Source organism: Erythrobacter sp. W302b (assembly GCF_046452395.1).
GTDB lineage: Bacteria > Pseudomonadota > Alphaproteobacteria > Sphingomonadales > Sphingomonadaceae > Erythrobacter.
Genome location: NZ_JBKFDH010000001.1, coordinates 2623815 through 2647315, shown reverse-complemented (window position 1 = coordinate 2647315; position 23501 = coordinate 2623815). Strand labels below are relative to the sequence as shown.

Annotated in this window: 29 protein-coding genes; 26 read left to right on the top strand and 3 right to left on the bottom strand. The window is 68.2% G+C overall.

The window, feature by feature from the left end:
- Positions 1–56 precede the first annotated feature (56 nt).
- The gene (locus ACLBKT_RS12540; protein WP_410183248.1) at positions 57–515 is read right to left on the bottom strand and encodes a hypothetical protein; all 459 of its coding nucleotides are present in this window, start codon (positions 513–515) and stop codon (positions 57–59) included.
- Positions 512–1195: a MotA/TolQ/ExbB proton channel family protein gene (locus tag ACLBKT_RS12535; protein WP_410183247.1), complete on the bottom strand. Its 684-nt coding sequence runs from the start codon at positions 1193–1195 to the stop codon at positions 512–514. The genes ACLBKT_RS12540 and ACLBKT_RS12535 overlap by 4 nt, the downstream gene beginning before the upstream one ends.
- A 286-nt stretch (positions 1196–1481) precedes the next feature.
- Between ACLBKT_RS12535 and flgB the strand changes: the two genes are divergently transcribed.
- From flgB to ACLBKT_RS12465, 14 genes are all read left to right on the top strand, one after another.
- On the top strand, positions 1482–1778 hold the full coding sequence (flgB, locus tag ACLBKT_RS12530) for a flagellar basal body rod protein FlgB (protein WP_410183688.1): 297 nt from the start codon (positions 1482–1484) through the stop codon (positions 1776–1778).
- A gap of 5 nt (positions 1779–1783) precedes the next feature.
- Entirely contained in the window at positions 1784–2197 is a 414-nt protein-coding gene (gene flgC, locus ACLBKT_RS12525) for a flagellar basal body rod protein FlgC (RefSeq protein ID WP_410183246.1), read from the top strand.
- Positions 2194–2508: a flagellar hook assembly protein FlgD gene (locus tag ACLBKT_RS12520; protein WP_410183245.1), complete on the top strand. Its 315-nt coding sequence runs from the start codon at positions 2194–2196 to the stop codon at positions 2506–2508. The genes flgC and ACLBKT_RS12520 overlap by 4 nt, the downstream gene beginning before the upstream one ends.
- 31 nt (positions 2509–2539) lie before the next feature.
- Positions 2540–3355 (top strand): flagellar hook-basal body complex protein, encoded by an 816-nt coding sequence (locus ACLBKT_RS12515; protein ID WP_410183244.1) that lies wholly within the window; start codon positions 2540–2542, stop codon positions 3353–3355.
- A gap of 7 nt (positions 3356–3362) precedes the next feature.
- On the top strand, positions 3363–4121 hold the full coding sequence (locus ACLBKT_RS12510; RefSeq protein ID WP_410183243.1) for a flagellar basal body rod protein FlgF: 759 nt from the start codon (positions 3363–3365) through the stop codon (positions 4119–4121).
- Positions 4122–4141: 20 nt separating this feature from the next.
- Positions 4142–4933 (top strand): flagellar basal-body rod protein FlgG, encoded by a 792-nt coding sequence (gene flgG, locus ACLBKT_RS12505; RefSeq protein WP_410183242.1) that lies wholly within the window; start codon positions 4142–4144, stop codon positions 4931–4933.
- Positions 4934–4941: 8 nt separating this feature from the next.
- Positions 4942–5658: a flagellar basal body L-ring protein FlgH gene (locus ACLBKT_RS12500; RefSeq protein WP_410183241.1), complete on the top strand. Its 717-nt coding sequence runs from the start codon at positions 4942–4944 to the stop codon at positions 5656–5658.
- Between the two features lie 14 nt (positions 5659–5672).
- Positions 5673–6788, top strand: coding sequence for a flagellar basal body P-ring protein FlgI (locus ACLBKT_RS12495; RefSeq protein WP_410183240.1), 1116 nt, complete (start codon positions 5673–5675; stop codon positions 6786–6788).
- Positions 6785–7075, top strand: coding sequence for a rod-binding protein (locus tag ACLBKT_RS12490; protein ID WP_410183239.1), 291 nt, complete (start codon positions 6785–6787; stop codon positions 7073–7075). The genes ACLBKT_RS12495 and ACLBKT_RS12490 overlap by 4 nt, the downstream gene beginning before the upstream one ends.
- Positions 7075–8415, top strand: a complete 1341-nt coding sequence (gene flgK / locus ACLBKT_RS12485) for a flagellar hook-associated protein FlgK (protein ID WP_410183238.1) — start codon at positions 7075–7077, stop codon at positions 8413–8415. The genes ACLBKT_RS12490 and flgK overlap by 1 nt, the downstream gene beginning before the upstream one ends.
- Positions 8416–8429: 14 nt before the next feature.
- Positions 8430–9350, top strand: a complete 921-nt coding sequence (locus tag ACLBKT_RS12480) for a hypothetical protein (protein ID WP_410183237.1) — start codon at positions 8430–8432, stop codon at positions 9348–9350.
- A 12-nt stretch (positions 9351–9362) separates the two neighbouring features.
- On the top strand, positions 9363–10226 hold the full coding sequence (gene motA / locus ACLBKT_RS12475; protein WP_410183236.1) for a flagellar motor stator protein MotA: 864 nt from the start codon (positions 9363–9365) through the stop codon (positions 10224–10226).
- A 1-nt stretch (position 10227) separates the two neighbouring features.
- A complete protein-coding gene (locus ACLBKT_RS12470) occupies positions 10228–11154 on the top strand; it encodes a flagellar motor protein MotB (protein ID WP_410183235.1) in 927 nt (308 codons plus the stop codon).
- A 109-nt stretch (positions 11155–11263) separates the two neighbouring features.
- Complete coding sequence (locus ACLBKT_RS12465; protein WP_410183234.1) at positions 11264–12019, top strand: helix-turn-helix domain-containing protein; 756 nt, start codon at positions 11264–11266, stop codon at positions 12017–12019.
- 115 nt (positions 12020–12134) lie between these two features.
- Here ACLBKT_RS12465 and ACLBKT_RS12460 read toward each other — a convergent pair whose 3' ends face one another.
- The gene (locus ACLBKT_RS12460; protein ID WP_410183233.1) at positions 12135–12944 is read right to left on the bottom strand and encodes a flagellin; all 810 of its coding nucleotides are present in this window, start codon (positions 12942–12944) and stop codon (positions 12135–12137) included.
- Between the two features lie 291 nt (positions 12945–13235).
- Between ACLBKT_RS12460 and ACLBKT_RS12455 the strand changes: the two genes are divergently transcribed.
- The 12 genes from ACLBKT_RS12455 to ACLBKT_RS12400 are packed head-to-tail and all read left to right on the top strand — an operon-like array spanning position 13236 to position 23486.
- A complete protein-coding gene (locus ACLBKT_RS12455) occupies positions 13236–14519 on the top strand; it encodes a sigma-54 interaction domain-containing protein (protein ID WP_410183232.1) in 1284 nt (427 codons plus the stop codon).
- Complete coding sequence (fliE, locus tag ACLBKT_RS12450; RefSeq protein WP_410183231.1) at positions 14516–14887, top strand: flagellar hook-basal body complex protein FliE; 372 nt, start codon at positions 14516–14518, stop codon at positions 14885–14887. Before ACLBKT_RS12455 ends, fliE begins: the two co-directional genes overlap by 4 nt.
- Positions 14888–14890: 3 nt before the next feature.
- Complete coding sequence (gene fliF, locus ACLBKT_RS12445; protein WP_410183230.1) at positions 14891–16546, top strand: flagellar basal-body MS-ring/collar protein FliF; 1656 nt, start codon at positions 14891–14893, stop codon at positions 16544–16546.
- Positions 16543–17583: a flagellar motor switch protein FliG gene (locus ACLBKT_RS12440; RefSeq protein WP_410183229.1), complete on the top strand. Its 1041-nt coding sequence runs from the start codon at positions 16543–16545 to the stop codon at positions 17581–17583. Before fliF ends, ACLBKT_RS12440 begins: the two co-directional genes overlap by 4 nt.
- On the top strand, positions 17567–18208 hold the full coding sequence (locus ACLBKT_RS12435) for a FliH/SctL family protein (RefSeq protein ID WP_410183228.1): 642 nt from the start codon (positions 17567–17569) through the stop codon (positions 18206–18208). Before ACLBKT_RS12440 ends, ACLBKT_RS12435 begins: the two co-directional genes overlap by 17 nt.
- Positions 18205–19539, top strand: a complete 1335-nt coding sequence (locus ACLBKT_RS12430) for a FliI/YscN family ATPase (protein ID WP_410183227.1) — start codon at positions 18205–18207, stop codon at positions 19537–19539. The genes ACLBKT_RS12435 and ACLBKT_RS12430 overlap by 4 nt, the downstream gene beginning before the upstream one ends.
- Positions 19532–19963 carry a hypothetical protein gene (locus tag ACLBKT_RS12425; RefSeq protein WP_410183226.1) on the top strand — a complete coding sequence of 144 codons (432 nt, stop codon included), beginning with the start codon at positions 19532–19534 and terminating at the stop codon, positions 19961–19963. The genes ACLBKT_RS12430 and ACLBKT_RS12425 overlap by 8 nt, the downstream gene beginning before the upstream one ends.
- A gap of 24 nt (positions 19964–19987) precedes the next feature.
- Entirely contained in the window at positions 19988–21274 is a 1287-nt protein-coding gene (locus ACLBKT_RS12420) for a hypothetical protein (RefSeq protein WP_410183225.1), read from the top strand.
- A 48-nt stretch (positions 21275–21322) separates the two neighbouring features.
- Positions 21323–21931, top strand: a complete 609-nt coding sequence (fliL, locus tag ACLBKT_RS12415) for a flagellar basal body-associated protein FliL (RefSeq protein ID WP_410183224.1) — start codon at positions 21323–21325, stop codon at positions 21929–21931.
- The gene (locus ACLBKT_RS12410) at positions 21928–22872 is read left to right on the top strand and encodes a FliM/FliN family flagellar motor switch protein (RefSeq protein ID WP_410183223.1); all 945 of its coding nucleotides are present in this window, start codon (positions 21928–21930) and stop codon (positions 22870–22872) included. The genes fliL and ACLBKT_RS12410 overlap by 4 nt, the downstream gene beginning before the upstream one ends.
- On the top strand, positions 22869–23192 hold the full coding sequence (locus ACLBKT_RS12405) for a FliM/FliN family flagellar motor switch protein (RefSeq protein WP_410183222.1): 324 nt from the start codon (positions 22869–22871) through the stop codon (positions 23190–23192). The genes ACLBKT_RS12410 and ACLBKT_RS12405 overlap by 4 nt, the downstream gene beginning before the upstream one ends.
- Positions 23193–23207: 15 nt before the next feature.
- On the top strand, positions 23208–23486 hold the full coding sequence (locus ACLBKT_RS12400; RefSeq protein WP_410183221.1) for a flagellar biosynthetic protein FliO: 279 nt from the start codon (positions 23208–23210) through the stop codon (positions 23484–23486).
- Positions 23487–23501: the final 15 nt, after the last annotated feature.

Below are 23501 nucleotides of genomic sequence, written 5' to 3'. Positions count from 1 at the left end.
GCGCGTTGGCGCTGGCGGTGGTTCAGCAAGGGCCATGCCAAGCGCGAGGGCGGGGTTCAGGAGGCGACCTCGGCAATCACCGCATCATAGGCGAGGCTGGCATAGACCTCCTCGTGCATTCCGGCGGTGATGATCGCGCGCACTGCCACCCCGCTGGCGCGCGCTTCGGCGGCCAGCGCCCTGGCGCGCCGCCAGGCCGCCGCTTCGCTGCCCCTGGTGTGGACCGCGAAGATCGTCAGCGTCGCGCGCGGGTCGGGCCCTTGCGCGGCGAGCCATGCGCCAAGGCTCGGCCCGCCCGGAATGGGCCGGAACAGCGCCTGCGCCGGAGCGACCTCGGCGTGGAGCATCCCGAGCGCATCACGCTCGCGTGCTTCGGTGTCGGCCAGACGCCGTCCGCTCTCCGCCTCGGCGGCGGGGAGGGCGGAGAGCGCCAGCAGGAACAGGATCAATGCCAGATCGGCGAGGATCAGCTGCCAGCCATGGCCCCCACGCGGGTGGGCGGCGCTGAGGGTCATGTCACTCCGCGCAGGTGCGCGCGGCGGGCCGTGGCGGCGACATCGGCCAGATCGATCTGGGCGACGAACCATGCGGCCAGCATTTCGCGGTTCTGCTCCTCGATCAACCCGCGCCGCTCGATCGCGCTCGCCAGCGGGTAACACACCAGGTGGGCGAGCAGCGCGCCGTAAAGCGAGGTGAGCACGGCGGTCGAAACGCCGCTCATGATCATCGTCGTCACGTCTGCTCCGGTGGCAGGGGTGAGCTGGGCGAGGCCGTAGAGCGTGCCGATCAGCCCGAACACCGGGGCCAGTTCGCCCGACCAGATGAACACCTGCGACGCGCTCACACGGCGCGCTTCATCGAGCGCGCGTTCGGCCTTGCGGATCTGGCCGAGCGCTTCGGGCGCGCCGTGGCGCAGATAGGTTTCGACCATCAAGCTCAGCGCGCGGTCGGGTGGCAGGGCGGGATCGGCGCGGTGGAAGCCATCGCGCTGGATGGCGCTTACCGCCTTGGCCAGCGCCTTGCGGTTGGCTTCGATCTGAAAGCGCCGCCGCATCAATCCGCTCGCTGCCTTGATTGCTGCGCCGAAATCGCCCCACCCGCAGCGCGCGACCGTGGCGAGCACTGTGCCGACGACCACAATCCCCAGCGAACCGGGATCGAACAGGTGGGATAGGTTGGGCAGGGTAGGCGGCATCACAGATCCCCTCGCGTTAATTGCCGCTGTCAGAACGGCGGCACAACCGGCGGATTAAGGCGTCTGGCGGCGGCAGAGGCTTGCCACAGGGGGGGCGAGGATCCGGCAAGAGCCTGCCGCCCAACATCTCCTTCCCCCACCGCGCCCGGTAACGCGCTGGTTTGGCACGCTTCCTGCTGTTGGGGCCGCAACCCCGCGGGCCCGTCCCGCAGCATCAGGAGCCTCAAGCGTGAACGAGCGACTTTTCGGTATCCACGGCGCCGCGCTGACTGTGCGGTCGGAGCGGATGGGCGTGATCGCGTCCAACATCGCCAATGCCGCCACCCCCGGCTACAAGGCGCGCGACATTGATTTCAACGCCGCGCTCGATGCCCGGTTGGCGCGGGCGCGCGGGGTCATGTCCGCCAACACCCGCGCCGGAATGGTGTGGCGCAGCCCGACCATGCCGTCGATGGATGGCAACACGGTCGAACTGAGCCGGGAACAGGTCGCCTTTGCCGAAAACGCGGTGGCCTATTCGGCGACGCTCAGCTTCGTGCAGGGCAAGGTCAACACCATCACCCGCGCGCTCAAGGGCGAGTAAGGCCGATGCCCGATCGCCAGCCCATGACGCTGTTCTCCATCACCACCCGCGCCATGAGCGCGCAGATGGTGCGGATGAACGCGGCGACCTCGAACCTCGCCAATGCCGGTTCCGTCTCCACCACGGAGGACGGCGCCTATCGCCCGATCCGCGCGGTCTTCGCCGTTGAGCTCGACCGCGCCTCGGGCCTTGCCGGGGTGACGACCGGCGGACTGGTGCGCGCCGAGACCGCCCCGACCAAGCGCCATGATCCCTCCCACCCGCTCGCCGACAAGGATGGCTACGTCTTTGAAGCCCCGGTCGATGAGACCGCCGAGATGGTCGAGATCATGGAGAGCGCCCGCCAGTATCAGAACCTGGTGCAGGCGCTCCAGACCGCCAAGCAGCTGATGCTCGAAACCCTGAGGAGCCAGTCATGACCACCCCCACCACAGTCACCCCCGCAGCGCAGGCGACCCTCGACCGCTTGAACAAGCCCTCGCAGCTCAAGGGCGGCGGGTTGGGCGCGCTTGATGGCGGCGATTTCCTCAAGTTGCTGACGACCCAGCTGACCTTTCAGGATCCGCTTGAGCCGACGGACAACGAGGCGATGCTGGCGCAGATGGCGCAGTTTTCCGCGCTCGCCGCAACCACCCAAAGCGGAGCGACGCTGGAGGAGATATCGACCAAGCTCGACCGCTTGATCGCCGCGCAGGAAGCGGCCCTCCTTCCCGCCAAGCCGCAAACCTGACCCTTCCCCTTCCTGAGAAAGGACCAACGCCATGTCGTTCTTCACCTCCCTGTCCGGCCTCAAGAATGCCGAGACCGATCTGCGTGTCATCGCCAACAACATCGCCAATGCCGAAACCGTGGGCTTCAAGAAGAGCACGGCGCAGTTCGCCGATCTGGTCGCCACCGGCTCCTCCACCGATCCGCGCCGCAACCCCGGCATTGGTGCGGCCCTCGCCGCGATCACGCAGAACTTTGTGCTCGGCCCGCTCGAACAGACCGGCCGCAGCCTTGATCTGGCGATTGATGGCGATGGCTTCTTTGCGCTCGCCAACCCGTTTTCGGGCGACGTCAGTTACAGCCGCAACGGCAATTTCAGCCTGAGCGCGACGGGCGAGCTGGAGGATGCGTGGGGCAACCGCTTGCAGGCCTATCCGGTCAATGCGGCGGGCAATCCCACATCGAACACGCCCGCCGATGTCGATGTGCCGATCACCAATGCCGCCGGATCGACCCTTGCCAATGTCACCATCGACGTGCGCGGGGTCGTGAATGCGGCCTATGCCGATGGCACCACCGTGCCGGTGGGCATGGTGGCGCTGGCGACCTTCCCCGCCCCCAACGGGCTGCGCGCCATCGGCCAGACCAAGTGGCAGGCGACCGGGGATTCCGGGGTAGCGGTGTTCGGCAATCCGGGCATCGGCAATTACGGCGAGATGATCACCGGCGCGCTCGAACGCTCCAACGTCGATCTGGCCGAGGAAATGGTCTCGCTGCTCATCGCGCAGCGCAACTTCCAGGCGAACGCGCGCGCGATTGACACCGCGACGCAGATTTCGACCACCGTCCTCAATCTGCGCCAGCAGTAATCGCCCGATGGACCGGCTGATCTACACCGCCATGACCGCGATGAACGCGGCGATGGACCGGCAGCGGGTGGTGGCGAATAACCTCGCCAACGCCTCGACGCCGGGCTTTCGTCAGGAAATCTTCGCGGTCACGCCGGCGACGCTCAAGGACGGATCGCTCGAAGCCCGCGCCATGGCGCGCGGCAATGTGCGCGGCGCGGATATGAAGACCGCGCGGGTGGTGCCGACTGGCAATCCGCTCGATGTCGCGCTGGAGGGCAAGGCGCTGATCGCTTTCCAGTCCCCCGACCGGCAGGGAGAAATCTACTCTCGGCGCGGTGATCTGCGGGTCGCGGCTTCGGGCGTGCTGGAGAACGGCGAGGGGCTGGCGGTGCTGGGTGAAAGCGGTGCGCCGATCACCGTGCCCCCCGGTTTCAGCATCAGCCTTGCCCCCGACGGCACGATCCTCGCCAGCGACCCGGCCGCGCCCAATGCCGCTGCGGAGGCGATTGACCGCATCCGGTTGGTCAACCCCGCGGGCAGCCCGCTGGCCAAGGGGATCGACAGCTTTCTGAAGGTGCCCGGCGCCAATGGCCAAACCGGCGTGCTGCCCCCCGATCCGACCGCCCGGCTCACGCCCGGCACGCTCGAAATGTCGAATGTCGAAACCGCCGATACGCTGGTGCAGATGATCGAGGCGCAGCGTGCCTTCGAACAGCGCGCCAAGATCATCGCCACCGCCGGAACGCTCGATGAAGCGGGCAGCGGGCTGATGGCGCTGCGTTAATTCCAAAGGAGACCTGACCCATGCCCACCTCAGCCCTTCACGTCGCCCGCACCGGGCTAGAAGCGCAGGATGCGCGGATGCGCGTCATCGCCAACAACCTCGCCAATATCGGCACCACCGGTTTCAAGCGCGACCGCGTGGATTTTGCCACGCTCGCCTATCAGGAACAGCGCGTTGCGGGACAGGCTTCGACCGGGCAGACGGCCTTTGCCGTGGGCCTCAATCTCGGCACGGGGGTGCAGGTGCAAGGCACCAGCCGGATGTCGACCCAGGGCACGCTCAACCCCACCGGCAATGTCTTTGACCTGGCGCTGGATGGTGACGGGTTCTTTCAGGTGGAATTGCCCCCGGGTGGCCAGATCGGCTTCACCCGCGCAGGCAATTTCGCGCTGGCGAATGACGGCACGCTGATCACGGCGCAGGGCTATGCCTTGCAGCCGCCCTTGCAGGTGCCGCAGGGCGCACAATCGATCTCTATCGCGCCCGATGGCACGGTGAGCGCGCTCACCCCCGGCAATGCCGAGCCGACTTTGCTCGGCCAGCTGACTGTGGCGAGCTTCGTCAATCCCGCCGGTCTGCGGGCGATCGGGGACAATTTCCTTGTCGAAACCGCCGCTTCCGGCCCCGCCGAACTCGGCTTTGCAGGCGAGAACGGGCGCGGGCAGATCCGGCAGGGGATGCTCGAAAGCTCGAACGTCAACGTGGTCGAGGAACTGGTCGAGATGATCGAGGCGCAGCGCGCCTACGAGATCAATTCGAAGATGGTGAGCGCGGTCGACGAGATGCTGCGCAACGCCAACCAGACATTGTGAGGCCGCGCATGAAGGGTCGTATCGCCATCCTTGCCATGCCGCTGTGGCTTGCCGCGTGCGGCGGGTTGGGCGGCAAGGGGCCGCAAGCGGGCTTCACCGCCCCGCCCCCGCCCGGCGCCGCGATGGTCGCGGCCGGGGCAAGCGATCCGCTCCGGGTCGCCGCGCCCGAGCCGATGAAGCCTGCCACCACCGCAGGCGCGATCTTTCAGACCGGCAGCGGCTATTCCGGCCTCGTCACCGGCACCCGTGCGCGCCAGCTGGGCGACATGGTGACGATCATCCTCACCGAAGCGACCACCACGACCAAGAGCACCACCGGCAGCACCGCCCGCGAAGGCAGCTTCGGGATCACGCCGCCCACTTCTGGCCCGCTCGATTTTCTCAACCCCAATGCCCTTAAAGCTGCGGCCGAAGGGTCGTTCACTGGCGGGGGCAATGCCGCGCAGCAGAGCCGCCTCAACGGCGCGGTCGCTGTGACCATCGCCGCGATCTACCCCAACGGCACCGCTGAAGTGGTCGGAGAAAAGCAGATGATGTTCAGTCAGGGAGACGAGTGGGTGCAATTCGCCGGTCGGATCCGGCTGGTCGATATCGACAGCGACAACCGCTTGGCATCCTCGCAGGTCGCCAATGCCCGGATCATCTATTCGGGCAAGGGCGCGGTGCAGCAGGCGAGCCGTCCGGGCTGGCTGAGCCGCTTCTTCACCATGATCTCGCCGTTCTGAGGGAGCCCGCGACCATGAACCGCATCCGCATCCTTGCCCCGATCCTCTACATCCTGATCGCGCTAGTCGCAGGGCACATCCCTGCCCCCGCTCATGCCGAGCGCATCCGCGATCTCGGCCAATTCGAAGGCCTGCGCGCCAACCAGCTGACCGGTTATGGCGTGGTCGTGGGCCTGCAAGGGACGGGCGACAACAACCTCGAATATGTGACCGAGGCGATGCGCGGCGTGTCCGGCAGGCTGGGGCTGCAATTGCCGCCGGGTGTCTCGCCGATCCTCAGGAACGCCGCTGCGGTGATCGTCACCGCCGAACTGCCGCCCTTCGCCAAGCCGGGGCAGCGGATCGACATCACCGTCTCCACCCTTGGCCAGGCGCTGAGCCTGAGGGGCGGGGCGCTGGTGCTGACCCCGCTCTATGGCGCAGACGGACAGATCTATGCGATGGCGCAGGGCAATGTCGCGGTCGGCGGGCTGGGGGTGACGGGGCGAGATGGCTCGCAGGTCAGCGTCAATGTCGCCACCGTGGGCCGCATCGCCGACGGGGCGAGCGTCGAGCGCGCGGTCGCCACCGGGTTCGACGCCTCGCCCACCTTGCGCTTCAACCTCCACAAGGCCGATTTCCTCACCGCCGCCCGCGTGCGGGATGCGATCAATGGCCGCTATCCCGGCATCGCCAGCATCGCTGACGGGGTGAGCATCGAGCTTGCCTTGCCCCCGGGCAATGACGTGCGATCGGGGATCATGGCCGAGATCGAGATGCTCGGCGTTTCCCCCGCGCCGGTCGCGGCGAAGGTGATCGTCAACAGCCGCACCGGCACGGTCGTCATCAACGATGCGGTCCGTCTTGCCCCCGCAGCGGTCAGCCACGGCAAACTGGTGATCCGCATCGACGAGAACCCGGCGATCATCCAGCCCGCGCCCTTCAGCGATGGCGTCACGGCACAGGAGGAATCCTCCGATATCACCATCGAGGAAACCAGCGACCGGGTCGCCTACATGCCTGCCGCCGCGTCCTTGACCGAGATTGTCGATGCGCTGAACCTGCTCGGCGTGGGCGCATCGGATCTGGTGGTGATCCTCGAAAGCCTGAAGCAGGCCGGCAGCCTGCAAGCCGAAATGGTCGTGCTGTGATCGGGCCGGTTGCTGGCGCGGGAACCCCTGCTCTCTCGTCTGAACGGGCCGAGCTGCGCAAGGCGGCGGAGGGGTTCGAGGCGATCATGCTGCGCAAACTGCTCGCCAGCGCGCGGGCCTCCCACTTCGCCGAGGAAACCCCGCTCACCGGCGGCGGGATGCAGCAGTTCCAGACGATGCGCGACGAACATTTCGCTGACATTGCCGCCCAATCGGGCGCCTTCGGGTTTGCCCGGAGTATCGAAGCACAACTTGCGCAACACCTTCCCAGCAAAGGGGATAGCTGATGCCTACCGCGATCTTCACCATCGGCCGTTCGGGATTGACCGCATCGCGGCGCAGCCTTGAGCTGACGGCGCAGAACATCGCCAACGCCACCAACCCCGATTACACGCGCCGTACCCTGACGCAGGGCGAGTTGGTGATGACCGGATCGATCGGCACCAATGCGGCGGATTCCTTGGGCGGCGTCCGTCCCGGTGCGATCAAGCGGGCGGAAAGCGCGCTGGTGCAGCGTCAGGCGCGGGATGCCTCGTCGGCAGTGGCGGCAGCGGAAGCGGAGTTCTTTGCCCTGCGCGAGGCGGAAAGCGCGCTCGAAACGTCGGGCCTGTTCACCGGCATCGTCGGTTTCGAAGCCGCGCTGAACAAGTTGCAGAGCAACCCGACCGAACCTGCGCTGCGGGTGACGGCGGTGGAGGCGGGACGCAAGCTAGCGAGCAATTTCCGCGTTGCCAACGGGACGCTCGCCAATGCGCGCAGTCTGGTGCAGGGTGAAGCCAGCGCCGAGGTACTCACAGTCAACGAACTGGCCAAGGAACTCGCCGAGATCAACGCCGATCTGGTTGGCGCGCGCGAAGGCACGGCCGGCCGCGCGGCGCTGCTGGACGCCCGTGACAAGGCGCTGCGCGGACTGGCTGAGCAATTTGGCATCCAGCCCACCATCAACGCCAACGGCACGGCCGATGTCATGCTGGCGGGCACGCCGCCTGTGGCGCTTGTGACGGGGGCGACCGCTCAGGCGGTCAGTGTCACCTTCGCCGCCAATGGCACCGCCAATTTTGCTGTCGGCGCCACCGGTTTTGTGCCAGCCGGCGGAGCGATGGCGGGCCGCGCCAGCGCGCTGGCGGACATGGCAAATGTTCAGACCGGACTTGATGGCATCGCCGTTTCGGTCGTCGCCATCGCCAACGCGGCGCAGGCCGCCGGTGTTGGCCTTGACGGCACCTCCGGCCAGCCGTTGTTCGCAGGCACCGGTGCAGCCGACATCACCGTGGTGCTGGCCTCTGCCAATGGCCTTGCCACCGCGCCCGCCGGAGCGCCTGCGGGCAGTACCAACACCGCCAATCTTGCCGCGCTCATCACGGCGCTGTCGGCGCCCACAGGCCCGGCCTCGGGCGCGGACTCGCTGCTGCTCGGCCTGTCGAGCCGCGTCTCGGCGCTTGAAACCCGTAGCGAAGGCCTCGCCATTGTTTCTGCCAGTGCCGAGGCGGAGCTGCTGCGAGAAACCGGCGTCGATCTCGACACCGAAGCCGCCAACCTGATCCGGATGCAGCAGGCGTTCGAGGCCAACAGCCGGGTCATCCAGGTTGCCGCCGAGCTGTTCGATACGATCCTTGGTCTCAGATAGGGGAGCGCGCCGCCATGAGTTCCGTGACCAATTCGACCGGTTCCTTTTTCAACCGCTCGCTCGCCCAGATGGCAGACCTGCGTGACGGGATCGAACGCACCCGCACGCAGATCGCCACCGGTCGCAAGTTCGAGCGCGGATCGCAGGACCCTGCCGGTGCCGCGCAGCTGCGCAGTATCGACCGGCGCGCGGCTCTGGCCGAGGCGGAAAGCGATAATGCCGTGCGGCTCGGGCAGGATCTCGGCGCGGCGGCAACCGAGGTCGAAGCGGTGACAGCGCTGCTCCAGCGTGCGCGGGAACTGGCGGTGCAGGCGGCGAACACGGCGACCGGAGCGGATGGGCGGCAGGCGATTGCCTTCGAACTGGCGCAGCTGAGCCAGGAGCTGTTCACCCGCGCCAACAGCGCCTCGCTGACCGGTGAGCCGCTGTTTGCCGGGCAGTCATCTGGCCTTGCCTTCTCCCGTGATGCCGCTGGCACTGTCACCTATATCGGCACGCCGGAAAGCGGCGCGGTGCCGGTGGCGCCGGGCACCGCGATCGAGCGTGGCCTGCCGGGGAGCGAAAAGTTCACATTCAACCTCAACGGCTCGCCATCCAGCGCCTTTGCGGTGCTGGATGGACTGGTGGCGGCCTTGCAAGGCGGGGCGCCCGATCCGGTTGCGGCAGCCAAGAGCGCGCTTGAAGGGATCGACGCCGCGCTCGATACGGCAGGCCGCGCCACCGCCATTCTCGGCACCCGGATGGCCTGGGTCGAACAGGTCGAAGCCCAGCAGGCCGACCGCAAGATTGCGCGCGCCGAACGCCGCAGCCGGGTGGGTGACACCGATATTGCCGATGCCATCGCCCGGTTGCAGCAATCGCTGACGGCGCTGGAAGCGACCCAATCCGCCTTTGCCCGCGTCAGTTCGCTGACGCTGTTCGACGCGCTGCGTTAAGGGGGCGGCCCGATGTTTGTTGCAATCGGCATCGTGGTGTTGCTGGTGATGGTGTTCGGCGGGTTCATGCTCGCCGGCGGCGCGCTTGGTCCCGTGGCGAAGGCGATGCCGCTGGAATTCATGATGATCGGCGGCGCGGCTGTCGGCGCGACGTTGATCGGCAATTCGCTCCATGCGATCAAGCTGCTCGGCAGCGGATTGCGCAAAGTGTTCAAGGGGCCGAGATACACCGACGCGGACCATATCGACGCGATCGCGCTGACATCGAAGCTGATGAAGGTGCTGCGATCCGAAGGCGCGGTCGCGCTCGAAAGCCATGTCACGGATCCGGCGGCATCGGCGCTGTTCTCCGAATATCCGCGCCTTCAGGCCGATCCGGTGGTGACCGCCATGATCTGCGATCCGCTGACCTTGCTGGTCGTGTCATCGGGCACGCTCGACACCCATGCGGTCGAGGATGTGATCGATAGCGCGATCAAGACCGAGCTCCATGAAATGAGCGAGCCCGAGCACATGATCCAGTCGCTTGCCGATGCCTTGCCCGCGCTGGGGATCGTGGCGGCGGTGCTCGGGATCATCAAGACGATGGGCGCGATCGACAAGCCACCCGAGATCCTCGGCAGCATGATCGGGTCGGCGTTGGTCGGCACCTTCTTGGGGGTGCTGCTGGCCTATGGCTTTGCCGGGCCGCTGGGCACCCGGTTGAAGCAGATCAACGGCCACGACAGCCAGATCTTCCATTCGATCAAGCAGGTCATCATCGCCAGCCTGCATGGCTATCCCCAGCCCCTGGTGCTTGAGGCCGCGCGGTCAGGCCTGCCGCCTGCACACCGTCCGAAGCTGACCGACCTGCTCGACATGATGCGGGGCCGTTGAGGTGGCTGAGGCCAAACCCAAGCCAGCGGCGATCCCTGCACCGATTATCGTCAAGAAGGTCACCATCGTCGAAGGCGGCCATCATGGCGGGGCATGGAAGGTCGCCTATGCCGACTTCGTGACCGCGATGATGGCCTTCTTCCTGCTGCTGTGGCTGCTCGGCGCGACCGAGGAGAAGCAGCGCAAGGGCATCGCTGACTATTTCACGCCCACGCTGGTGAAGCTGCGCGAAGAAAGCGTGGGGGCGGACGGCTTGCTGGGGGGCAGCTCCATTACCGATGTGGATAATTATCCCAACCGGCAGGGCCAAACTGGCACGCAGACGCTCACCATTCCGCGCGGCGCCGAAGGCGGGCCCAAGGAAGCCGGGCGGGGCGAGGCGTCCGACGTCGACGAGCTCAAGGCCCTGCGCGAAAAGATCGAGGACAAGCTCGCCCAGAGCAAGCAGACGTCGCACCTCGCGCGGCAAGTGCGGGTGATGCGCGCGCCCGATGGCATTCGTATCGACCTGATGGATGACGCCGATTTCTCGATGTTCGAACTCGGCACCACGATCCTGACCAGGGAAGCGCGCGCGCTGCTGGGGATCATGTCCGAGACGCTGAAAACCGAACGCGCCCCGCTGATCCTGCGCGGCCACACCGATTCGTTGCCGTGGCGCGGCGGGGTCAGGGCCAATAACTGGTCGCTTTCCACCGGCCGGGCCGAAGCCACGCGCCAGGCGCTGGTGCTGGGCGGGGTCGCGCAAACGCGCTTCGCCCGGATCGAAGGCGTGGCCGAAACCGAACCGCTGATCGCCGATAACCCCGCCGATCCCCGGAATCGCCGGATCTCGCTGCTGCTGCTGGAGGGGCGGGGTGTAGGCGGCGGCGACCGAGCGCCTGCGGCCACGACAGCCAAGACTGCGTTTGCCAAGGCAGGACGCTGAGGCGGTGCCGACGCAGACACCCAAGCGGCGTAGTAAACACCATGGACGCACAGCGCCTTCTGCCAGAGGTACCAACCGGCAGTACTTTTGATCTGCCCTAACCAAATCTATGGTCCGCGGAATGCATCCAAGTGACCGCCTTGCGAGACTGACCGAGCGCGAAAAGCTTTGCTTGCGGCTGTGGCTGCAGCACATGTCCGCTAAAGAAATCGCGGCTGACCTACGGATAAGCCATCACGCGGTTGAAAAGCGGTTGAAGATGGCGCGGATCAAGCTCGGGACCACCTCCTCGATGCAGGCGGCCCGTATGCTGCGCGATTCCGAAGATTACGGTCAGACAGTAGCCCAGTCGGCGGACCTTGGACGGCCAGCCCCAACCTTACATCCCATGATCAATTCGAAACTGATTATCGGAGGAATGGGAATGACGATTGCCGCCGCAATCGCTCTCGCGATGGCCACACTGCCAACGGCAGAAACAGTCGCTCCTTCGCCAACGAGTGCGCTGATCCATGAGTATGACGAGCAATTGGTTGCTGTATTGCAGACCTTGATCGCTTCAGCAGAGATTGGGCCTGAGGGCGAGGTACTCCTGACGCAGGCTGTCGGCGATCGCCGCTTCCTGGCGCCGAAAAGCGGTTATTACTGGCAGATCAGCGCGGACGGGCTGACCGACTTCAGGTCACGCTCCTTGTGGGATCGAAGGTTGCAACCCAGAGGGCGTCAATCGCGGGAGCCGGTCCATTACAACTCTGACCAGTTTCCGAACGAGCCGCTACGTGTCGTTGAACAGACCCTGCTCTTGCCGGATAGCGATGTGCAATGGCGGTTTGTGGTGGCCCGACCGCTTGCCAGTCCAGAATAGTCAGCGCTCCATCATTTTTTCACGGCTCGCCCATCAACACCAAAAGCCCGGAGCCGTGCGGCTCCGGGCTCTCCCTGCCCGCCCCTCAGGGGGAAAGGGGGGTGCGGGGTAGGGCTTAACGCAGCAGCGACAGCACGTTCTGCTGCGACTGGTTGGCCTGTGCCAGCATCGCCGTCGAGGCCTGGCCGAGGATCTGCGCCTTGGCGAGCGCGGTGGTTTCCGCCGAGTAATCGGTGTCCATGATCCGCGACCGCGCATCGGTCAGGTTGGTCGAGACATTGGTCAGGTTGTTCACCGCCGACTGGAGGCGGTTCTGGCTCGCACCGAACGAGGCACGTGCGCCGTTAACCGCGGTGAGCTGCGTGTCGACGGTTGCGATGGTGGTGGTCGCGGCGGCCGCATCCGCCACGCTGTATGTTGCGGCAGTGACGGGGGTGAGGTCGGTGCGGGTGATCGCAATCGTGTCACCGGAGCTGCGCGAACCGGCCTGAATATTGATCGCGTCGCCCGAGTTCAGCAGCGAAATACCGTTGAACTCGGTCCCCGTGATGACCTGCGTAATCTGTGCGGTCAACGCCGTGACTTCGAGGCCGATGTTGGTGCGGTCGGCCGTGGCGAAGGTTCCCGAGGCGGCCTGAACGCTCAGCTCACGGATGCGCTGGAGCATGTTGGTCACCTCGTTCAGCGCGCCTTCTGCGGTCTGGACAAGGCTGATGCCGTCATTGGCGTTGCGGACGCCCTGCGTCATCCCGCGAATCTGGGACGTCATCGAGTTGGCGATGGCGAGGCCAGCGGCATCGTCTGCGGCGCTGTTGATGCGCTTGCCCGAAGACAGACGCTCCATCGCGGTGCCGAGCATCTTGCCGGCGGACACAGACGCGTTGCTGGCACGCAGCGCCGAGGTGTTGGTGTTGATCACGTTCATTGTTCAAACTCCCGAATGGTCAGGCAGGACGAACTGGCCCGTCGCTGCTGGCCCATAGAGCGGCTGCCCCGCGGAATGTTTAAGGTCAGAAATTTCCGAGGTGAAATCAATGATATATTGGTCAGATCTTGTAAGCAGAGCGTCATGGCCCGGACCGGCCTCGGTGTTCCCAGAAGGCCCGCTAGGGGAAGCTACGAGGTTCCGTATTTGCCGCTTGTGCAGCCTGTGTGCGGCAGAGCCTTGCCGACACAGACGGCATTTGCGCCGCAGTTCAACCACACAGGGGCAAGCATGAGGGAACGGGCGATCAGCACGAGAGGCGACGAGGCGGCAGCGGCTTCGCAGACCGGCGCGCATGAGGCGCTGATCGGCATGACCGTGCCGCTGATGGGCGGCAGCTGGCAGCATGACCGGATCGTTTTGGGTGACGAGTTGCGCCCCCCCATGGCCGCCGCCATCGCGCGCGGGGGGAAGGTGGCGATTGGCTTGTCCCATGCCGCCGCCCCCGCGCTGGCGCTTGCCGGAGCGGGGCGGATCACCCTCGCCTATGACCCTGACGCGCTGCCCCCAGCGCGTGCGGCACTGATCGCGGCCTCGGCACAAGGCGGCTGGCCGGTGGCGGGCGATCCGCAATCGCTGGCGCTGCTGACGCTGGCCGAGCGGATCGCGGCGAGCGATATTCCGGTCCTGCTCGAAGGGCCGACCGGCACCGGCAAGGAAGTGCTGGCGCGCTTCGTCCACCGCCTCTCGGCCCGCGCCGATGGCCCCTTCGTCGCGGTCAACTGCGCTGCCATGCCCGAAGCGATGCTGGAGGCGCTGTTGTTCGGTCACAAGAAGGGCGCCTTCACCGGCGCGGCCGAAGCCGCCGAGGGGCTGTTTCGCGCTGCGGATGGCGGGACGCTGCTGCTCGACGAGATCGGCGAACTCCCGCTGGCCCTGCAATCGAAGATGCTGCGCACCTTGCAGGAGGGCGAGGTGCTGCCGCTGGGCGCGACCAAGCCGCTCAAGATCGATGTGCGCGTGGTCGCAGCCACCAACCGCCATCTGGCGAGCGAGGTCGAGGCCGGACGGTTCCGGGAGGATCTGCTCTATCGTCTCAACGTGTTCCCGCTCACCCTGCCCGCGCTGCGCGACCGGCCGGGGGATATCGCCCCGCTCGCCTTTGCGATGCTGCTGCGCCACGCGCCTGCGCCGGGCGAGCCGGGCTGGATCGGGGCCGACGCCTTGGCGCTGCTGGAAAGCCACGCCTGGCCCGGCAATGTCCGTGAGCTCGAAAACGTCATCCGCCGCGCGATCCTGCTGGCGGGTGGTTCAGACGCCATCGCGGCCGAGCACATTGTCTTCGACACGGCCGTGGGTGCGGTGGGCGAGCCGCTGGTCCCTGCCACCGGCGCACGGTCCCTGTCGGATGTCGCCTTCGCTTCCGAAGCGCGGGCGATCCTCGAAACCCTCAATCGCAACGGCGGCAACCGTGTCGCGACCGCACGCACGCTTGGCATATCGGAACGCACGCTACGCTATCGCCTCGCCTCGATGCGCGGGGCCGGGCTACTCGCCGCAGGAGGTGCGGCGTGAGCGGGGTGAGCGGCATTGGGCGCGCCAGCTTCGGCATTGAGGATGTGATGGCCCTGCGCAGTCAGGTGCTCGCCCGCAGCGCCGCCCTGCGCGATGTGCGCGCGGCGAGCGAGGCGGGGCGCGCCTTCGTTCCGGCACAGGCGCCCGGTTCGGGCTTTGCCGATACGCTGAACACCGCGCTCAGGCAGGTCAGCGCGGTGCAGGAGCATTCGTCTCAGATGCAGGTCGCCTATGAACGCGGGCAGGTGACCGATATCGCGCAGGTGATGCTGGCGCGCCAGAAAGCGGGAGTCGCGTTCGAGGCTACGCTGCAAGTGCGCAACAAGCTGCTCAACGCCTATCAAGACATCATGCGGATGGGGGGTTAAGCCATGGCCGATGCCTTGCCCGTCCCCGCCGATCCGGCGGGCCCGCCGCTGGCGCCCGCAAGCGGATGGCGCACCATGTTGCCGCCGCAAGTGGCCGGCTTCGTCAACCAGCCCGCGCTGGCCCGCGCGCTGCCGGCCCTCGCGGGCGTGGGCGCGCTGGCGGCAGCAGCGGCTGTGTGGATGGCGATTTCCTCTGGCCCCGACCGGGTGCTTTACACTAGCCTGACCGATGCGGAGCGCGCCAAGGTGGTTGAAACGCTGGAGGCGGGCGGCATCGCCTATGCGATCGACAGCGGCACCGGCGCGCTGTCGGTGGCCGAGGGCGATCTCTACCGCGCCAAGATGCTGGTCGCGAGCGACGCCGGGATTGCTGCGCCCGAAGGGGCCGAGGCGATGCTCGACGCGATGCCGCTCGGCACCTCGCGCACCTTGGAGGGCGAGCGTCTGCGGCTGGCGCGGGAGCGCGAGCTGATGCTGACGATCCGCGAGATCGACGGGATCGAAAGCGTCCGTGTCCACCTGGCCACGCCGGAAAGATCAGTGTTCGTGCGGGAGAACAACCCGCCCTCGGCCTCGGTGATGGTGCGGCTGGTGAGCGGGCGCAGCCTGTCACCCGATCAGGTGGGCGCGATCGTCAATCTTGTCGCGGGCTCTGTGCCGGGGCTGTCTGCCGATGCGGTGCGGGTGGTCGATCAGAACGGCCGGCTGCTGACCGATCCGCGCGCGCAGGAGGGCGAGGGGCTGACGCTCCAGCGCGAGCATGAGGCCAAGCTGCGCGAACAGGTCGATGCGCTGCTGCTCCCCTTGCTGGGCGAGGGCAATTATTCGGCGCAGGTGCAGGTCGAACTCGACACGGCCGAAGTCACCACCGCGCGCGAAACCTACGAGAAGGAAGGCGCGATCCGGGCCGAAAGCGCGCGCAACGCCAGCCGAACGGGAGCTGGCCCGGTGGGCGGTGTGCCGGGCGTTCCGGCCAATACCCCACCACCGCAGGCCCAGCTGGTCGACGGCGCGCCCAACCCGCCGCCGCCCGCCACCGCCCCCTCGACCGACACCGAAACCGCGACAGATCGCTCTTACGAACTGGGGCGCGAGGTCGCTGTCACCACCGCCGGGCCGGGCGCATTGAAGAAGCTCTCGGTCGCGGTTGCCGTCAGCGACGCCGCGCTCAAGGCCGCCGCGCCGATGACCGCGCAGCAATTGGAAGCGTTGGTGAGCGCCGCTGTCGGCGCCAACACCCAGCGCGGCGACATGGTCAAAGTGGTGGCGAGCAAGTTCGATCCGGTCGATCTCGAACCCCCCGCCTTCTATGAGGAGCCGTGGTTCGCGATGTTGGTGCGGTATGGCACGGCCTTGCTGGCGGTGTTGCTGGTGTTGCTGCTGGCGGTGCGCCCGCTGATCGGCAGGCTCAAGGACAAGACCGCCCCCGCCACGCTGCCCGCCGAAGACGCGCCGCTTGGCATGATTGTCGATGCCGACGCGCAGGACAGCGGCCCGACGCTTGCCGCCGGTGACGAAGGCGTCGCGCTTGCCGATCTTCCGCAGCAGGTCGAACTCGCGCGGCGATTGGCGGCGAGCCAGCCCGAACGTGCGGTCGAAGCCTTGCAGCGGATGCTCGAAGGGCCGGACCCGCGCGCGGGGGAGGCTGGTGCGGCATGATTCAGGACGATGCCCTGACCGATCCCCCCCCCGCCACGCCGCCTGCCCTGCTCAGCCGGGTGGACCGTGCGGCGGTGTTCCTGATGCTGCTGGGCGACGAGGAGGCGACCGGCCTGCTGGCCCGCCTGACGCCGGCTGAACTCGAAAAGCTCGGTGCCGCGATGATGGCGCTGGGGGAGATCGATCAGCCGCACATGGCCGAAGCGCTCGCCGATTTCGCGGGCGAGGCGGCGCGCGAGATGCTGCCGATGCGCGGACGGACCGACCGGGTGCGCAATCTGCTCGACAAGGCGCTCGGCCCCGCGCGCGCGGATTCGATGATGCAGCGGATCGAGCCGGATGCCGCCCCGCGCAGCCTCGAACTGGCGAAATGGCTCGCGCCCGGCGTGCTGGTGCGGCTGATCCTTGACGAACACCCGCAGATGATCGCGGCGCTGCTGTTGCTGATCGAGCCCGAGCCTGCCGCCGCCGTGCTGGCGATGCTCCCGCTCGAATTGCAGACGCTGGTGGTGGAGCGTGTGGCGAAAAGCGGTGCGATCTCCGCCACCGCTGTCAGCACGATCGACACGCTGCTCACTCAGCGCATTTCCGCGACCTATGGTACGGCGGCGCTGATGCTGGGCGGGCCGCGCGATGCGGCCAACCTCATCAACCTGGCCGCGGGCGAGGTGCGGGGCACCGTGCTGCCCGCCATCGCCGAGCGCGATGCGCCGCTGGCGGAGCAGATCAAGGACGAGCTGTTCACGTTCGAAATGCTGTTCGCGCTCGATCCAATGGGGATGGGCCGGTTGCTGCGCGATGTCGACAACGACATGTTGGTCGTTGCGCTCAAAGGCCTCAAGGACGCCGACCGTGCGCCGTTCTTTGCCGCAATGTCGAGCCGTGCGGCAGACGGTGTGCGCGACGAGATCGAGCTGCGCGGGCGCTTGGCCAAGAGCGAGGTGCTCGCCGCGCAGAAGGCTATCGTCGAGATCGCGCGGGGCCTGGCCGATGCGGGCGAAATCGTGATCGGAAGCGGCAGTGGCGACTTCGTCTGATTGGCTCGGCGCGCTGGCCGAACCCCAGACTGTCACCCTCGATGCGCCCGGCTGGTTGGCGCAATTGGGTGAGGGAGGCGTGTTCCGCGAGGCATCGCCATTCGCCGCTCCGGAGCCGGAAGCCCCGCCACCGCTGCTGCCGCCCGAGCGTGAGGCGGCTGACCCGACGGTGGAAGCCTGCGCCCGCGCCTATGCCGATGGCCTCGCCGCCGGGCGCGCCGCGGCCGAGGCCGAAGCCGCCGAACATGGCGCGCGCCAGCGGGCGCTCAGGCTCAATTTCCGCGCGCTGGATGAAGCCGCGCGCGACGTGCTGGCCGATGATCTCGCCGCCACGGTGCTGGCGCTGTGCGAGGGTGCTTTGGCCGGGGCCGCGATTGAGCGCGAGGGGTTGCTGGCCCGCTGCCATGCCGCCGCGCGGCGGATTGGCGGGGCGGCGGAGACGCTGACGCTGCATCTCCACCCCGAAGACATCGCCCTGCTGGCAGATGCGCCGCTGCCCGGTTGGCGCGTCACATCCGACGCGGCGCTCGAACGCGGGACAGTGCTGATTGCAGGCGCGGACGGCAGCGTCAGCGATGGCCCCGCCGAGTGGCGCCGCGCGATTGCCGCAGCGGTGCGCGGATGATTGCCGAATTGCAGCTCGATCTGGCGCGGATGCGCAGCGCCCCCGTCGCCACCGGTCCGGTGCTGACCGGGCGGGTGGTGACCTGTGATGGTGGGCTGATCGAGGTGGAAGGCCTGCCGTTGCCGGTCGGCTCGCTGGGGCTGATCGAAAATGACGCGGGCGCGGAGTGCCTCGCCGAAGTGATCGGCTTCCGCGCGGGCCATTCGCTGATGATGCTGCTCGGCGATGCCATGCTGCTGCGTCCGCAGGCGCGGGTGCGGGCGCTTGGGGCGCCGGGCGAGGTGCGCGTGGGCGAGGCATTGCTGGGCCGCGCGGTCGATGCGCTGGGCGATCCGATCGACGGCGGACCAAGGCTCGATCTGGCGGATATCTGGCCGCTGGCGGGCAAGCGCGAAGGCGCGCTGGAGCGGGCGAGCGTCGAACATCCCTTCGATTGCGGGGTGCGCGCGATCAATGCGCTCGCCACGATGGGGGTGGGGCAGAGGCTCGGGATCATGGCGGGATCGGGCGTCGGCAAGTCGGTCCTGGTCGATACCATCGCGGGCCACGCCGTCGCCGATGTCACCGTGGTCGCGCTGATCGGTGAGCGGGCGCGCGAGGTGTCGGATTTCGTGAACCGGCACATGGCGGGCGCGCGGCGCGGCGGGATCGTGGTGGTCGCGGTGCCCGCCGACCATGCCCCCAACCTGCGGCTGCGCGCGGCGCAATATGCCAGCGCCATCGCCGAATATTTCCGCGCGCAGGGCAAGCGCGTGCTGCTGATCCTCGACAGCCTCACCCGTGTCGCCCATGCCGCGCGCGAGCTGGCGCTCGTGCTGGGGGAGCCGGGCGCGGCGCGGGGCTATCCGCCCTCCGCGCTCGCCGCGATCACCCGGCTGGTGGAGCGCGCGGGCAATTCCGCGCGGACGGGCGGGGCGGTGACGGGAATCTACACCGTGCTGGCGGACGGGGACGACGCCAATGACCCGGTGGTCGATACCGCGCGCGCCATTCTCGACGGGCACATCGTCCTGTCGCGCGAATTGGCGCAGCGCGGGCACTATCCCGCTATCGACGTGCCCGCGAGCCTCAGCCGGGTGATGGACGATCTCGTCCCGCCCCCCATCCTTGCGGCGGCGCGGCGGCTGCGGGCGCTGATCGCCGCGCGTGAGGCCGGGCGCGATCTGGTGCTGATGGGGGCCTACCGCGCGGGCGGCGACCCGCTGCTGGACGAGGCGCTGGCGCTGAGCGCTCCGATTGACGCCTTCCTCACCCAGACGCGCGGCGAGGCCGAACCGCTTGCCGCCAGCCACGCCGCGCTGGCGGCGCTGATGGCTGATCCGGGTGCGTGAAGCCCGCCGCCTCGCGCTGCTGCGCCGCCAGAGCCTGATCGCCGAGGTTGCGAGGAAGCAGGCCTTGCGCGGCCTCGCCGAAGCGCTGGAGAGTGAGGCGCGCAGTCATGCGCTGGCGGAACGCAGCCGCAGCCTCGTCGCCGCGAGTGCGCCGGGTGCGGGGGCGACCACCGGGGCGGCCTTGCAGGCGCGGGCGGAGTTCACCGCCGGGCTCGCTCAGCTTGCTGTCAACGCCGGAGACGCCGCCCGCGATGCCGCGCGCCAGCGGGCGTGGCAGGTCGAAAGCCTCACCCGCGCCGAAACCCGCGCCAAGCGCCTCGCCGAGCGAGCCGCCGAAGCACGCACCGCGCTCGCCGCAGCCAAGGCTGAAGCGGCGCGCGCTCTGCCGCTGGCACGCAAGTTGCAAAGTCGAGGTGAAGACTGATCCCGACAGCCGAGGACGACCGCGATGATCCCCTTTTTGCCCGACCTTCTCAGCGCTCCCGGCGCGCTCGCCGCCGGTGACGCAATGCCGCAAGCGCCTGTGCTGACGGGGACCGGGCTGAATTTTGCCGAGCTGCTGGGGGCCGCGTTGCCGGAGAGTGTCGCCGCCAGTGAGGCTGCCGTGCCTGCCCCTGCCCCCCCGTCCAACCCGCCGCTCGCCCTGCCGACCGGCAAGAATGTGCCGGAGCCGGGCGTGCCTTTGCCGCCGCCGCCGCCGCCGGTGTCGCTGCCGACCGCGCCGCCCACCCTCCGTGCCGGGGCGGTCCGCCCGTTGTCGCCAGGTCCAGATCCAGACGAAGCGCTGCCTGTGCCCGTAGCGGACGAGGTTGCTCCAGACATCATCACCGTGCCCCCCGCACTCGTTGACGCTGCCGTTGATGCCGACGCTGACGCCGCGCTTCCTGAGCCCTCAGCGCCCGACCCCGCGCTCGTCGCCACGATGCTCTTGCCTGTCCCTGCGACCCCGCCCGCCGCACCGCCGCAACGCGAAGCGCGTCCGGCAGAGGCCGAGCGCGCGGTTACGGCCCCGGCGGCTCGGCCCGGGAAGGGCGGATCGCCTGCTCCCTCCACCGTGACGTTGGTGCCGGTCGCGGATGCAGCCCAGCCTGTACCAGACCTGCCGGCCACCCCATCACGCGCCCCTGCCGCGCCGCTGCCCGCACCGGAAGGCCCGGCGCCGTCTGCCCTCCCTCCGGCCCAAGCCCTCGCGGCCCCGCCTGCGATGCTCACCACCCCCGCGCCCGAACCCGTCGATGCACCCCGCGTGCCCGCGCCGCAGCTCGAATCGAGCATCGCGCAGGTCGGCGATCTGCGCGAAGCCCTGCGCAGCGCGCGGCCGGAAATGACGCTGCGGCATGGTGAATTCGGCTTCGTTGCGCTTCGCCTCGAACAATCCGGCGCGCAGGATTGGCGCGCGGTGCTGGCGAGCCGCGATCCCGGCTTTGTCCCCGCGATTCAGGCCGCGCTGGCCGACCGCGCGGTCGCTGCCGCTTCGGCGAGCGCCGAGACTGGACAGTTCCTCGGTCAGCCGGGCGCGGGTCAGAATGGCACGTCCGATCCGCGCTACGGGGCTTCCCCTAGTGGGGGGCAAGGGGGCTCGCAACCATCCTTCGGCCATTCCGCCAACCGTCATGGCGAGGCTGCGCCGGACCACCGCCACCCCTCGACCGCCGCCGCACTCGCGGCCCGCGCCGAGGAGGGGGAGGAGGCATCCGGCAGCCCCGCCGCGCCGACACACGGCATGTTCGCCTGAGCGCTGCACGCACCCGGGCCAGAGGTTGAAACAGGGAACTGACGGAAAATGTCAAAAGGCAAAGAGCATTCCGATTGGGACGGTGTCGAACGGCGCAAGGCGCGGAAGGGATCGGGCAAGGGCGGGGTGATGAAGATCGCCATCGGGGCGGTGCTGCTGCTCGGGCTGGGCGCGGGCGGGGCTTACGGCGCGGTGGCGATGGGTCTGCTCGGCGGCGGTCCGGACGCGCCCGACCAGCCCAAGCTGGTGCTCAAGACCGAGGCCGATCCCTATGCCCCGCCCGGTGACGGCAAGGAGAAGGACGCCGTCGCCCCGGTCTATGGCGAGGGCGGGAGCAAGTATCGCACCGCGTACTATTCCTTCACCGAAAGCTTCACCTCCAACCTCGTGGACTCGCCCGCGCTGATCCAGGTCGAACTGGCCGTCTCCACCCGCCGCGATGGGCGGGTGCTGCAATGGGTGAAGAACCACGAACTCGCGATCCGCTCGGCCATTCTGGCGGAGCTCGCCGCGACCTCCGAGAGCGAGCTTTACGATGTCGCGGGCAAGGCAAAGCTCGCCAAGCGGCTGACCAAGTCGGTCAATCAGGTGCTGGAGGAGAACGAGGGCTTCGGCGGGATCGACGCTGTGCACTTCCGCGGGTTCCTGGTCCAATGAGGATGGGCCAATCCTTTGCCGCCGCACGGCCTGCGGCGCTGCATTGTCCCGAACTGATTTGTCGTGGCCCGCGCCCGGAAGAAAGCGCGGCGCTCCTGGCGGCATGGCGGCGCGATCTGGCGCGGCTGCTGGCCGATGATCTTTCGGGCCTGCTGTCGGGCGACCGGCTCGATGTGTCCGTCAGCGAGCCTGACCGGCTGAACGGTGCCGAGGCGCTGCACCGGATCGGGCAGGTCGCGGCCAATTCCTTGCTGCGGGTCGGCGCGAGCGGAGAGACCGCGCTGCTCAGCTTCGATTTCGCCACCGCGATCGCCTTGATGGACCGCAGCTTCGGGGGCGACGGGCGCGCGACGGGCCCCGTGCCCGACGTGCTCCCCCGCTCGGCAGCACTGCTGGTCGAGGAAGCCGCGACCATCATTGCCGGGGCGATGACCCGCGCCAGCTTTGGCGACATGCCGCCGCCCGCTGGCGGCAGCCCGCGCCCCGACGTGATCGTGCGCAGTGAAAGCGCGGCGCGGCTCAAGCCCTTTGCGCTCGACGCCGAGGCGCTCGCCTTCACGATTGCCATCAGCAATCCGCACGGCTGCACCTGGCGCGCCAGTCTGTGCGTTGCGGCCGATCGGATGGCGCGCCTGCTTCCCGGAGGCGGTCGCCGCCCCCGTCTCTGCACGCCGCGCGCGCCCGCCACCGGCATGGCCCGGCCCTTCGCTGACATGTCCTTGCCGCTGCACGTGGTGCTGGCCGAAATCGACCTGTCGCTCGCGCGGCTCCAGACCCTTGCTCCCGGAGACATGATCCCGCTGGCGATGGGGCGTCAGGTGCCGCTGATGGTGGGCGAAACCGTGCTCGCGCATGGCAGCGTCGGCACGTCCGAGGACCGCATGGCGATCCGCCTCACCCGCTTTCCCCTTCCCGCATCCCATCAAGGTGTCGCAGCATGACCGCTCATCAACCCGCCGCTTTTGCCCGTTTCGGCGATGTCGCCGTGCGCCTTTCGGTCGAACTGGGCCGCACTGAAATGCCCTTGCGCGATGTGCTGATGCTGGGGGAGGGGAGCACGGTTGCGCTCGACCGGTTGACCGACGAATTGCTCGATGTGACCGCCAATGGCCGCGTGATCGCGCGCGGCGAGGTGGTGGCGGAAAAGGGCCGGTTCGGGCTGCGGATTGTCAGCCTGGTGGGCGAGGACGGACAGGACGTGCCGCCCGCACCGGGTGACGCGCCCGCCGACGCAGCGGTGCCCGCCGCCGAAGCGCTCTAGGCGGACACGGCCGCGATGCTCGAATATCTCCTGCGTCTTGCGCTGCTGCTGCCGCTGCTGGCGGGGCTGATCTGGGGGAGCCTGTGGCTCACCCGCTACCTGCAAACGCGCCTCCACGGAGCGCCCGGAGCGGGGGGCGGGCGGCATCTGCAACTGGTCGAAACCCAGCTGCTCGCGCCGGGGATGAAGCTCGCCGTGGTGCGGTTCCATGACCGCGAAATCCTGCTCGGGCTGTCGCGTCAGGGCCTTGTGCGGCTCGGCGAAGCCCCCGCCCCGGTAACGGAGACCGCGTGATGCGAGGCCCCGTGA